Raw genomic sequence first — 12,981 nt, 5'->3', positions numbered from 1 at the left:
GTTAGCGTCCTTTTTTTATTATATTCCATCTCTATACATCTTATCTTGAAAGTTATCACTCCAAGTATTCTTCTAGTTGCTCTTTTAACTCCTCTTCAATCTCATAGTAAGATTCATCAACAAGTTCCCCTATTTTCTTACTCCCCAAAATTCTCGATTGAATTGGCATTCCTAAAAAAACATTTTCGCATTTCCAAATTGGAATGATGTAAAATTCAATCATCTCCTCTTCTTCATCTAATACCGCTATAGAAACTGATGAATAATAGCCCATTTCAAATGGATTCTCCTTATCTCTTGCAAATTCCATACATAATTTCATATTTTTTTCTATGTATAAATGTGAATACTCTCTACAAAGTTTAAGTGATATTCGCTCTATTTCCTTTTCCATACATTGAATTTTCTCTTTCAATTCCAATGTAAAATTTTGTTCTTTATACTTCATTTCCGCTCCCTTACACACAGAAAAAGAGAATACAATAACATATTCTCTTTTCTCAAATATATTTCATTATCTCACAGCCCGTCCTTTTACAAATAACCATTTTGCTCGCACCATGTATGAAATTGTCCTACATCTACTCCAACTAACACGATATCCTTTAGCTCTACAGCAATACTTTGTTCCCCAATTACAATAGCAAAGTGGGTTTCTAATTGTTTTTCATTTTTCTTTACAGTTCCAATTCGGTTCCGATGCGGCCCATCTTTTATATATGCTTTTTGTCCTACAATATCAAAGTTCAAGATTCTCACCTCTTTTACTGCGCTCAAATTGGAAATACAATCTCCACCTCGGAAAATTTCCTTTCATTGCACTATTTCTCTATATATATGACGAAACAATAAAAGAGTCCTTCCTTCTTTACAATTATTTTTTCTTTGTTTCATTTTTATGATTAAAACGTAAAGATTATAATAAAATACACTTGGAAGCGCTTTCTACGTAACTTTTTATGTTATAATATAAAAGTAGAACTTCGTAAAGAGGGTTAAAAAATGAATACAAACATGATTAAAAAAGTAATTGAAGCATTAAAAGTATATGGCTTTCAGGATGTATCATTCTGTGAAGAAACGAAGCAATTTTTATTTCATAACGAAACCGATATTATGAGCGGCTATGCAGCAATAACATATAGTAGTCAATTCGAAAAATTTAACGTACAAATTCATCCAATTGAAACGCATCACCAAGCAGAGTTACAAGAGGTTGAAAGACATATACAAGCTTGCATACGAAAAGTAGAGTATTTAAATGCACTTCTTACTGGACAAACAAAGCTAGATGATAAAATTATTATTATGTAAAAAAAAGAACGTGATATCCTCACGTTCTTTTTCTTTATATGTTCATCTTTTCTTTCAATTGTAATCCTGTAATGGATTGTAATACATCCATTACCTCTCCAAAAGTCATATCAAAAATCGTTTTATCTTCTATGTATGGAAACTGTCTAAAACGCTTTTCTAACATTTTCACTGCATCCGATGTGAAATTTGCGCTATCAATGCCAAATTCTGTTTCAAGAAGCACGATCCAATCTAACACGTGAAAACCTAATCCATTTACGAATGAAATCAGTTTTTCTTCTGGCTGTGAAGCTAAGAATACGTTTCGCTCCATCTCACTAAAAAGTTCTTCTCCTAAAATTCCTGCTAACTCATCATCATGTTCGCGTTCAATAATCTCTTCATAACCGTAATCATCAACAAGCTCTTCTACTTCTTCACTATCTGCAAAAAGTAATTGACTAAGAATTGCATCTTTCTTAAATTCACTGTTTTGTACAACTTCTAAAAAACTTGTTTCCCATCCATTTTCTAATTTCATATTTATAACTCCTTTATATGCTTTACTTATAATAACTGTGCCCAAAATAGACTAATGGTAACCTTCACTCTTTTTTGCAAGAAATATTTCTCGCTACATTCCCACGTCTAACATTCCACTTTATTCAATATATATGAGACAAGCCCCTCAATTTCTCCTTCGAAAATATCAACTTCTCGTAAATGGTAGAATGTAGTTTGCAACTCATTGCCCTTGTGATATATATAAATTTTCTTTTCTAAAGCAATTGCCATCCCTAATTCTGTATGACTTCCATTCCCACCCTCTAGTATGAGTAAGAAAACATCAGCTTCTCGTATCGCTTCTTGTTCTTCTTCACCAATCTTTTGCAATTGTTCTCTATTGGTTGCTCTTTCATTTTTCGTCCAATCATATGTATGCTGCCATCCCACTTCTTTCAACTGGCTTGATACGAAACGAACAAGATGTTTATTTTGAAATCCTGAAGCAATATAAAATTTCATTTATATCCACTCCTTCAATATGTATGGGGAAACTCCTTTTTTAGCGTTAATGGGATTTTTTCAAAAAAAATCCCCATCTTTAGAACTTATTTGCGTTTCAATGATGGGGTGCCTCATGATCTTCTTTTATTTTTTGTTTTTTATAACTTTCATCAGCTAACATTTCTAGTTCAGCTGTTATTTCTGATTTTTCAAGCTCTCGTTCTTGTGAAAATTTCCGTGAAATATAAACAATAACACTACCAACGTACAACACAAAGCATATAATAAGTGCAGTATTTTCATAGAGACTTAGCTCCAACACAGTCACTCCTAATCCATTCGTATTTTCACGCTTAATCAATTGGAATTTCCCTATTAACCATTTGTTACCCCGCATTAACGGGCAGTAAGACCCCCACCTCAAAATTCAACGAAAACAAAGAAGTTAGGTGTGGGATTAACTGCCCGTAAAAGCCCGATTGGTTCAACTAATAATCAGTGGGGATGAACCCCCCACTGATTAAAGTTTCACTTTATTGTAACATAAAAATATCAATTCTTGGAATCTTTCATCCTACTAAAAAAGACATGATTGTTTAATCATGCCTCTGAAATATGTTGAATGATAGTTTTAATCGCTTCTTTTCCATTATATTTTTTTAATGCTGTTTTATACGTCTCATTATTATGAGATAGCTCTTCTATATGCTTTATAAGTGAGTTCACCGTTACATCCTCTTCATATAATACCGATGCATACCCTTGTCTTTTAAAGGATTCAGCATTTAAAATTTGATCTCCACGGCTTGCAAATTTCGATAACGGAATTAAAACCATCGGTTTTTGCATTGTTAAAAATTCAAAAATCGCATTGGATCCCGCACGTGAAATAACAAAATCTGTTGCTGCTAATATATCCGGCAACTCTCCATGTACATATTCAAATTGTCTATATCCTTCTTTATTTTGTAAGGATTCATCAAGATTTCCTTTTCCGCAAAGATGCACAATTTGATAATTTTTCAGAAGATCTGGAAGTGCCGATCGAACCGTTTCATTAATTTTCTTTGCTCCTAAACTTCCTCCCATAACAGTAATAACTGATTTCTTACGGGAAAACCCTAGAAACTTTAAACCTTTTTCAAGATTTCCTCTTAGTACGTCTTCACGTACAGGCGATCCTGTATATATTACTTTTTCTTTCGGTAAATGTTTCGCTGCTTCTTCAAATGTAACAAATATTTTCGAGGCAAAACGGAGCGCAATTTTATTTGCTAGTCCAGGTGTCATATCAGATTCATGTAATAAAATTGGCACCCTATTTAGCCATCCTCCAATTACGACTGGTACGGATACGAAACCACCTTTTGAAAAAATAACATCCGGTTTTAGTTTACGAATTGTTACGTACGCATCCATAACACCCTTCATCACGAGAAAAGGATCTTTTATATTTTTTAAATCAAAATAACGACGTAGCTTCCCGCTTGCAATACTATGATACGGAATTCCTTCTTTTTCTATAATCGTTTTCTCAATCCCTTGATGAGAACCAATATAAGAGATATCCCAGTTCTGCTTTTGTAAATGTGGAATAATTGCTAAATTAGGCGTTACATGCCCTGCCGAACCGCCACCTGTAAAGACTATTTTTTTCATACGTCTCCCCCTTCTACACTATAGTACACTAAAATACCTTGCCTCAGGGTGAGAAAATACCATAGCCGTTACAGACGCTTCTGGCTCCATCATAAATCCTTCTGTTAATGAAATACCTATTTCTTCTGGATGAATTAAGCGAAATAATTTTTCCTGGTCAGCAAGTTCTGGGCATGCTGGATAACCAAATGACACGCGTATTCCTCTATATTTTGTGCGGAATCTCTCTTCCATCGTCAGTTCAGGTGAATCTGGAATTCCCCAGCGATCACGAATGAGCATATGTGTTTTTTCAGCAAGTCCTTCTGCTAATTCAAGCGCTAACGACTGAATCGCATGACTGCGTAAATAATCTCCCTTCGCCTTCCATTCCTCTGCAATATCTCGAACCCCTTCTCCAACGGTAACAGATAAGAAAGCAACATAATCCATCTCATCTCCAATAGGGCGTATATAATCTCCTAAAGTACGGTATGGTGCTTTCCCTTGTCTCGGAAATTCAAATCGTTCTATAATACGCGTACAATCTTCCGGATCGTATATAACGATTTCTTGTCCATCACTTTGCGCCGGAAAAAATTGATACACCGCTTTTGGACGTAACCAAGATTGTCCTTCTTGTAATAATTCATCAATTAAATCATTTAGCTCATGCGCTCTTTTATCTCCTTCTTGCAGGAGTTTTTTTACGTTTCCTTTTAACCCAAGATGGTGTCCAATTAACATTTGTCTATTTAAAAACGGTGCAAGATGAAGGGTAGGAATATCCCGTAATACAACTCGTTTCGTCGAATCTGGCACTATAACAGTTGCTTTTGGCAACGGCTCAATAACTGCGGGAATTTCTATTTTTTTCTCCTCTTGTTTCACAATATGAAGATGGCGTTCCTTTTTATCTTGCTTCATCTTTTCACGTTCTTCTTCTTTTTGTAATTTGTTAATAATATCAAGACCTGTCATCGCATCACTTGCATAACATACGAGCCCTTTATATGATGGCGAAATACGATTATCTGTAAACTTTCTCGTTAACGCTGCACCACCGACAACAATTGGAATATCAATATTCGCTGCTTTTAAATCTTCGGCAGTCGTTACCATTTGTTGTGCTGATTTTACTAACAAACCAGAAAGACCAATAATATCTGGTTTCTTTTCTTGTACTTCTTGAACAATTCGATCCGAACGAACATTAATTCCTAAATTAATAATTTCATATCCGTTATTTGATAAAATAATTTCAACGAGATTTTTCCCAATATCATGTACGTCACCTTTTACAGTCGCTAATAATACTTTCCCTTTTTTTGCACTATCACTAGATTCCATATGTGGCTCTAAATAACTTACGGCAGCTTTCATACTTTCAGCACTTTGTAATACTTCAGCAACGATAAGCTCATTACCATTAAATAATCGCCCCACCTCATCCATTCCTGTCATAAGCGGCCCGTTAATAATATCCAGAGGTTTTCGTCCTTCTGTAAGCGCGAGACTTAGATCTTCTTGTAGTCCTTGCTTCGTACCTTCTACAATATAGTTTGCCAGTCGTTCATCAAGCGTTAGCGTTTCTTGTACAACGATATCTTTCTTTTTGGCAACACGATAAAAGTTTGTGAATTTTTCTAACGTTTCTTTCGTCGTTTCAAATAATAATGCATCCGCAAGACGTTTTTCTTCCTCTGGAATTGACGCATAGCGCTCTAATTTTTCCGTGTTAACAATCGCATAATCTAATCCTGCTTTCGTTGCATGGTATAGAAAGACGGAGTTTAATACTTCACGTCCAGCTGGTGGTAAACCAAAAGATATGTTACTCACACCTAGAATCGTTAAACATTCTGGTAACGCTTCTTTAATAAGACGAATTCCTTCTATAGTCGCTGCCGCTGAGCCTATATATTCTTCATCACCTGTTCCTACAGGAAACACAAGCGCATCAAAAATAATATCAGATGGGCGTATACCATACTTCTTCGTTAGTAATTCATAGCTTCTTTTAGCAATCTCTATCTTTCTTTCTGCACTAACTGCCATACCATCTTCATCAATTGTCCCTACAACTATCGCAGCACCGTATTTCCGAAGAAGGGGTGTCACTTTTTCAAAACGTTCTTCTCCATCCTCTAAATTAATAGAATTGATAACACCTTTTCCTTGAATATAAGTAAGAGCTTTCGCCATAACATTTTCATCTGTTGAATCAATCATAATTGGTACTTTTAACACTTTCGTAACTTCTGCCAAGAATCTTTCCATATCTTCTATTTCATCACGATCAGGGTCTGCCATACAAATATCAATAATATGAGCATTTTTCTTCACTTGCGCTCTTGCCACTTCAGCAGCCTCTTCAAATTTCCCTTCTGCTACTAATCTTTTAAACTTACGCGATCCAATTACGTTCGTCCTTTCTCCAACAAATAGGGGCCTCATAGAATCATCGTATTGCAACGCTTCTAGTCCACTAATTCCATGTCCAACCCTTTCATGATGCTCACGAGGATTAATCGAGGCAAGCGCCAATTTCATTGCACTTATATGTTCTGGTGTTGTGCCACAACAACCACCAATAATATTAATCCATCCTTCTTCAGCAAAACGTTTTACTTTTTCAGCAAGTGACGCCGGAGATTCGTGATAATGCCCATCTTCATCAGGAAGACCAGCGTTTGGATAACAAGAAATATAACACTCCGATAAATCAGATAGAGAACGCATATGTTCCCTCATAAATTCTGGACCAGTAGCACAGTTTAACCCAACCGATAATGGCTTCATATGCTCTACCGATAAATAAAAGGCTTCGATCGTTTGACCCGCTAAAGTCGTTCCCATCGGTTCAATTGTTCCAGAAATCATAATAGGTACTATTTTGTTTAGTTCTTCAAACGCCGCTTGAATTCCAATGTACGCAGCTTTCACATTACGCATATCTTGACTCGTCTCAACGAGCAATACATCAACTTCTCCTCTTAATAGTCCTCTCGCTTGCCTTGTATAGGCTTCGATTAACTCTTCAAAAGTTACACCACCTGTAACACTAATCGCTTTCGTCGTTGGTCCCATTGCTCCCGCAACATATACTTCTTTCCCACTTTCTTTGACTGCTTGCTTCGCCAAAAACGCTGCCCTTTCGTTTAACTCTTCATCTAAATGAGACAATGCATAATCACTTAATACAATATTTGTTGCACCAAACGTATTCGTTTCAATAATATCTGCTCCAGCTTCAATGTAGACTTTATGAATATTTAAAATCACATCCGGTCTTGTTTTTACTAAATATTCATTACAACCTTCGTATTCTTCTCCTCCAAAATCTTCCGCTGTTAAGTCTTCTTGCTGGATCATCGTTCCCATTGCACCATCTAATATTAAAATTTCATGTTGTAATCTCTCTTCTATTCGTTTCATCAATTAATACCCTCTTTCACTTCTTGCTTTTCTCTCACATATTTCACGAGATGTTCTGTAATTTCATATTTTAAAAACGGCGTAATAAGATAAATACCGTTAAAATATTTCATTGCCGCATCAATCAACTCTTGTGAAATACGAATTCCTTCCTCGATAGCAGCCTCTTTCGTTTCATGTCCATCCATTCTTTGTCTTATCTCTTCAGGGAGCGTAATACCCGGTACTTCAAAATGAAGAAAATCTGCATTCCGCTTACTTACTAACGGCATAATTCCAATAAAGATAGGTTGTTCCAAATGCTTTGTCGCTTCATATACTTCTTCTATTAAAGCAACATCATATATCGGCTGCGTTAAGAAATATTCAGCTCCAGCATCAATTTTTCGTTCCATTCGCTTTACCGCTGCTTTTAAATGCCTTACATGAGGATTGAATGCCCCTCCGACAGAAAATCTTGTTGCCGGACCAATTGATTTCCCTAAAATAGAGCGACCGTCGTTCATCTCTTTAATCATTTTAATTAGCTCTATAGATGACAAATCATATACAGAAGTTGCACCTGGAAAATCACCAACGCGCGCTGGATCACCAGTTAAAGCTAGCACTTCCTCCATACCTAATGCTGATAATCCAAGCAAGTGAGACTGTAGTCCAATGACGTTATGATCTCTACACGTTAAATGCGTCAATACTGGAATATCATGCTTCGTTAATAATGCACCCATAGCCATATTCGAAACGCGAGGAGATGCTAATGAATTATCTGCTAGAGTAATAGCATCCGCTCCAGCCCTTTTCAGTGCTCTTGCTCCTTCAAAAAATCGCTGCGTATCTAACGTTTTCGGTGGATCTAATTCCACTACAACTGTCGTTTGTTTCTTTGCCTTTTCTGCGAGAGTAACATGAGCTCTCGAACGTTTCTCATGTGTATGGACCACTTTAGGCCTTTGAATCGTCTCCTTTGCTATTACAGGTGCAACATTTGCAATAGCACGTTTCATTCCTTCAATATGTTCCGGGGTAGTACCACAACAACCACCTAATAAACGAATACCTTGTTCAATAAAGTTTGGTGTCATCTCTTCAAAATACGCTGGACTTCCCTCATATACGTAACGCCCTTCCACATAATTCGGGAGACCTGCATTCGGATATGCTGATAAATAGCCACTTTGAGGAATCGATATCATTTTGAAAGCTTCCGTCATATGAAGTGGCCCTAGTTGACAGTTCAATCCAACAACATTGGCACCGTAATCCAAAAGCTGTTTTAATATTTCATTGACATCATTCCCATTTTGAGTCGTACCTGCCTCATGTAACGCTAACTGAGCAACAATCGGAATATTCGTTTGTTTACGCAATACTTTAACGGCATGCAATAATTCAAATTCATCATAAAAAGTTTCTAATAGTAATCCATCAACCTGTTCTTCTAGTAAAGCACCTGCCTGCTCAAGTAACATAAATTCTCGCTCTATATCAGTCGTTGTAACAGCACCAATATGTTTCATACCTCCAATTGTCCCTAAAATTGCATTCCGCTCTGTTACTGATGCTTTCGCAATATTCACTGCCGCTTTATTAATTTGGACAACTTGATTTTCTAGACCATACATGCGGAGTTTCGCTTCATTCGCACCATACGTATTCGTTTGAATAACATCCGCTCCAGCAGCTACATATTGTTTATGGATCGATATAATTAAGTCCGGGTCAGACAAATTCAATTCTTCAAAACTACTTTGTAAACCATGCGAATGTAATAACGTTCCAACCGCACCATCACCTATTACAACTCCTTTTGATAACAAATCTAGTAATTTCACGAATCTCCCTCATTTCTATCAATATAAAAACCCCCTCTTCACTTTGAAGAGGGGGACATAATTGTTCCTCCTCTTATTATGCAAAACACACGTTTTGCAGGTTTTAGCACCGTTTCAAACATTTAGTTTGAAGGTTGCCGGGTTTCACAGGGCCTTTCCCTCCACCGCTCTCAATAAGAGTTTGTCTTTATTATTTTATTTATGTAGCTAAAAGGAAATACGTTCCCCTTTTAACAATGTTTGTTAATTTTTTATAAATTTAGCATGCACTAAAATAAAAGTCAATGACACTTGCGGAAAAATAAAAATTATTTAAAATAAAGTTGCAATTCAATTATCTTTTGTTGTAAAGTTAAAAACATAATAAAAATTTCATACGAACATTCTTATCTAGAGAGGTAGAGGGACTGGCCCTATGACGCCTCAGCAACCATTAACATTCATTCGTTAATAAGGTGCTAATTCCAGCAAATTGTGAAAGATTTGACAGATGAGAAGAAGACTCTATTCAATCCGAAAGCCTTCTTCTTAGAAGGCTTTTTTTATTTTCACTTAGTCGTTCACTTTAAAAAGGGGGAATTTTCACATGTCAACAATCGAAACAAAACTAGCACAAATCGGGAACCGTAGCGAAGCTACAACAGGAACTGTTAATCCACCTGTTTATTTCTCAACTGCTTATCGTCACGAAGGAATTGGTAAATCTACTGGCTTTGACTATTCAAGAACTGGAAATCCGACTCGCGGTCTTTTAGAACAGGCAATTGCGGACTTAGAAAGCGGTGAGCAAGGGTATGCCTGTAGTTCAGGAATGGCGGCTGTTCTCCTTGTCCTTTCACTATTCCGTTCCGGAGATGAACTTATCGTATCCGAAGACTTATACGGAGGAACATATCGTCTATTTTCCGAACATGAAGACAAGTGGAATATTCGATGTAGATACGTAGATACACAATCTATTAAACAAATTGAGCAAGCAATCACATCTCAAACGAAGGCTATTTTCATAGAAACACCGACTAATCCATTAATGCAAGTAACTGATATCGTAAGTGTAGCAAGTGTAGCGAAAAGGCACGGACTACTTCTTATTGTAGATAACACGTTCTATACACCTTATATACAGCAACCATTAACAGAAGGTGCAAACATCGTCCTTCATAGCGCAACTAAATATTTAGGCGGACATAACGATGTACTAAGCGGACTTGTCGTTGCGAAAGGGAAATCTCTTTGCGAGGAGCTTGCTCATTATCATAATGCCTCTGGTGCTGTCTTAAGCCCGTTTGATTCATGGCTATTAATTCGAGGGATGAAAACTTTAGCACTCCGCATGAAACAGCATGAAGAAAACGCTCATGCAATTGTTGCTTATTTAAATGATGAAGATGGTGTGACAGATGTATTTTATCCAGGAAGAGGTGGTATGATTTCATTTCGCCTTCAAGATGAAACTTGGATTAATCCTTTCTTACAATCTTTATCCTTAATTACATTTGCTGAAAGTCTTGGCGGCGTCGAAAGTTTAATGACTTATCCAGCAACGCAAACTCATGCCGATATTCCAGAAGATGTTCGAACAGCACGCGGTGTATGTAATCGTCTTCTCCGTTTTTCAGTCGGCATCGAAAATAGCAATGATTTAATTCAAGACTTAAAGCAAGCAATTAAACTTGTAAAAGAAGGTGTAAGAATATGAGTTATTCCATAGATACGCTTTTACTGCATAATCAATACAAACATGACCCACACACAGGAGCTGTTAACGTTCCCATCTATAACACATCAACATTTCATCAGTTTGATGTAGATGCTTTCGGAAAGTATGACTATAGTAGATCTGGAAATCCAACACGTGAAGCTCTTGAAGATATCATTGCTTTATTAGAAGGCGGGACAAAAGGATTCGCCTTTGCATCAGGCATTGCAGCCATTTCTACTGCATTTCTCCTTCTTTCACAAGGTGACCATGTTCTTATTTCAGAAGATGTATATGGAGGCACTTATCGAATTGTTACTGAAGTTCTCTCCCGTTATGGTGTTTCACATACATTTGTTGATATGACCAATGTGGAAGAAGTAAAAGAAAACATTAAACCAAATACGAAGCTCTTTTATGTAGAAACACCTTCTAACCCACTTTTAAAAGTGACAGATATTCGTGCTGTTTCTAATCTTGCAAAATCTATTGATGCTCTTACTTTTGTTGATAATACATTTTTGACACCACTATTTCAAAAGCCACTTGATCTTGGCGCCGATGTTGTTCTTCATAGTGCAACAAAATTTATTGCTGGTCATAGTGATGTCACCGCCGGATTAGCTGTCGTAAAAGATGAAGAGCTTGCTCAAAAGCTCGGCTTTCTACAAAACGCTTTTGGTGCTATTTTAGGACCGCAAGATTGTTCTCTCGTGCTTCGCGGCATTAAAACATTGCATGTACGTCTCGAACATTCAGCTGCAGGTGCCAACAAAATCGCACATTTTTTACAAGAGCACTCTAAAGTTCAAAATGTCTATTATCCTGGATTACAAACACACCTTGGATTTGATATTCAACAATCTCAAGCCACATCAGCTGGAGCTGTCCTATCTTTTACTTTGCAGTCAGAAGATGCACTCCGCCAATTTTTATCAAAAGTAAAATTACCTGTTTTTGCAGTTAGTTTAGGGGCTGTCGAATCGATTCTTTCCTACCCAGCTAAAATGTCACATGCAGCACTGTCGCAAGAAGCACGTGATGAAAGAGGTATTTCCAATTCATTACTCCGTTTATCGGTTGGTCTTGAAAATGTTAACGATTTAATATCCGATTTCGAAAATGCTCTTTCTTACGTAGAAGAACCTGTAAATGCATAGAGAGAAAAGAAGATATGAAATTAAATTTTCATATCTTCTTTTTATGCTGTCTAGCATAGTTATTTTAATGTTTTTTCTTTTTGTATCGTTCATTAAAAAATAAAAGTACATCATCTATTTCCAAGTAATGGATTAATTGATATATTAAGAAATAAAAAAGGGGTAAAAATAATGGATACTTGTGCAGATATTTTAATCGTTATCGATTTACAAAATGGGGTATGTTATAGCGGAGAGCATTTATTTGATTTACAAAACTTGCTTACAAAAGTAAATAAAAGAATTTCTTCATACAGAAAATCAAATAAACCAATCATTTTTGTTCAACATTGTGATGATGATTTAGTACCCGAAAAAGAACTTTGGGCTATTCATACCGATCTAGATGTTCAAGAACAAGATTTTTTTGTACGAAAAACACATGCAAATTCATTTTATAAAACAAACTTAAAAGAAATTTTAGATCAATTATCTGTACATCATATTGAATTTTGTGGTGCCCAAACAGAGTACTGTATGGATGCTACGATTAAATTTGCTCACGGACTAGGATACGAAAACTTCATGGTACAGAAAGCAACCTCTACTTTGAATAATTCATTTATGTCTGCACAAGAGACGATTGATTTTTATGAAAATATATGGAACCACAGATTTTTAAAGTTGATAAAAGATGAACTCTAGAATAAATGACTAATGACTTGATTATTCTAAGATTTATCAGTTACATCCAAACATTTCATTATCATCATAAAGATGCTGATCATAATCAGCTTCTTTTCTTTTAACCTGTTATATATTCTGTATATAATATTATAATTCCTTTGTCATATTATTTTAAAAATTTCGTATATTCATTTGAAAGAATAAGAAAATCATGATAAAATTGTGTTACGAATATATCTATATC

At 36.0% G+C, this 12,981-nt stretch carries 12 protein-coding genes and 2 riboswitches; of the genes, 4 read left to right on the top strand and 8 right to left on the bottom strand.

Translation table 11 applies throughout. The features are described from left to right. Positions 1-55: 55 nt before the first annotated feature. Together JTF23_RS15880 and JTF23_RS15875 are read right to left on the bottom strand one after the other, a co-directional pair. Positions 56-448, bottom strand: coding sequence for a hypothetical protein (locus tag JTF23_RS15880; RefSeq protein WP_204209140.1), 393 nt, complete (start codon positions 446-448; stop codon positions 56-58). Positions 449-534: 86 nt separating this feature from the next. Beyond that, positions 535-750, bottom strand: coding sequence for a DUF3912 family protein (locus JTF23_RS15875; protein ID WP_002160480.1), 216 nt, complete (start codon positions 748-750; stop codon positions 535-537). Positions 751-1,002: 252 nt separating this feature from the next. On the opposite strand from JTF23_RS15875, the gene JTF23_RS15870 reads away from it, so the two are divergent. Next, a complete protein-coding gene (locus tag JTF23_RS15870; protein WP_002160479.1) occupies positions 1,003-1,314 on the top strand; it encodes a hypothetical protein in 312 nt (103 codons plus the stop codon). A 34-nt stretch (positions 1,315-1,348) separates the two neighbouring features. On the opposite strand, the gene JTF23_RS15865 is transcribed toward JTF23_RS15870, so the two are convergent. From JTF23_RS15865 to JTF23_RS15840, 6 genes are all read right to left on the bottom strand, one after another. Then, positions 1,349-1,837 (bottom strand): hypothetical protein, encoded by a 489-nt coding sequence (locus JTF23_RS15865; RefSeq protein ID WP_002160478.1) that lies wholly within the window; start codon positions 1,835-1,837, stop codon positions 1,349-1,351. Positions 1,838-1,944: 107 nt separating this feature from the next. Next, complete coding sequence (locus JTF23_RS15860) at positions 1,945-2,322, bottom strand: nucleoside 2-deoxyribosyltransferase (protein ID WP_002034029.1); 378 nt, start codon at positions 2,320-2,322, stop codon at positions 1,945-1,947. A 97-nt stretch (positions 2,323-2,419) separates the two neighbouring features. Next, positions 2,420-2,662, bottom strand: a complete 243-nt coding sequence (locus JTF23_RS15855; RefSeq protein WP_085960924.1) for a DUF3966 domain-containing protein — start codon at positions 2,660-2,662, stop codon at positions 2,420-2,422. 242 nt (positions 2,663-2,904) lie between these two features. Beyond that, on the bottom strand, positions 2,905-3,963 hold the full coding sequence (locus JTF23_RS15850; RefSeq protein ID WP_204209139.1) for an undecaprenyldiphospho-muramoylpentapeptide beta-N-acetylglucosaminyltransferase: 1,059 nt from the start codon (positions 3,961-3,963) through the stop codon (positions 2,905-2,907). Between the two features lie 18 nt (positions 3,964-3,981). After that, positions 3,982-7,380: a methionine synthase gene (gene metH, locus JTF23_RS15845; RefSeq protein WP_204209138.1), complete on the bottom strand. Its 3,399-nt coding sequence runs from the start codon at positions 7,378-7,380 to the stop codon at positions 3,982-3,984. Beyond that, complete coding sequence (locus tag JTF23_RS15840; protein ID WP_204209137.1) at positions 7,380-9,212, bottom strand: bifunctional homocysteine S-methyltransferase/methylenetetrahydrofolate reductase; 1,833 nt, start codon at positions 9,210-9,212, stop codon at positions 7,380-7,382. The genes metH and JTF23_RS15840 overlap by 1 nt, the downstream gene beginning before the upstream one ends. Before the next feature lie 70 nt (positions 9,213-9,282). Next, positions 9,283-9,392: riboswitch (SAM riboswitch) on the bottom strand. A 203-nt stretch (positions 9,393-9,595) separates the two neighbouring features. Next, positions 9,596-9,709: riboswitch (SAM riboswitch) on the top strand. A gap of 89 nt (positions 9,710-9,798) precedes the next feature. On the opposite strand from JTF23_RS15840, the gene metI reads away from it, so the two are divergent. From metI to JTF23_RS15825, 3 genes are all read left to right on the top strand, one after another. Continuing rightward, entirely contained in the window at positions 9,799-10,911 is a 1,113-nt protein-coding gene (gene metI / locus JTF23_RS15835; RefSeq protein WP_002143142.1) for a cystathionine gamma-synthase/O-acetylhomoserine thiolyase, read from the top strand. Beyond that, positions 10,908-12,071 carry a cystathionine beta-lyase gene (gene metC, locus JTF23_RS15830; protein WP_204209136.1) on the top strand — a complete coding sequence of 388 codons (1,164 nt, stop codon included), beginning with the start codon at positions 10,908-10,910 and terminating at the stop codon, positions 12,069-12,071. Before metI ends, metC begins: the two co-directional genes overlap by 4 nt. Before the next feature lie 171 nt (positions 12,072-12,242). Then, on the top strand, positions 12,243-12,755 hold the full coding sequence (locus tag JTF23_RS15825) for a cysteine hydrolase family protein (RefSeq protein WP_204209135.1): 513 nt from the start codon (positions 12,243-12,245) through the stop codon (positions 12,753-12,755). Positions 12,756-12,981: the final 226 nt, after the last annotated feature.

Origin of the sequence: Bacillus sp. RIT 809, from assembly GCF_016892495.1 — a bacterium.
Classification (GTDB): domain Bacteria; phylum Bacillota; class Bacilli; order Bacillales; family Bacillaceae_G; genus Bacillus_A; species Bacillus_A cereus_U.
Note: the sequence above shows the minus strand (reverse complement) of the source record. Positions and strands in the feature narration are given on the sequence as shown.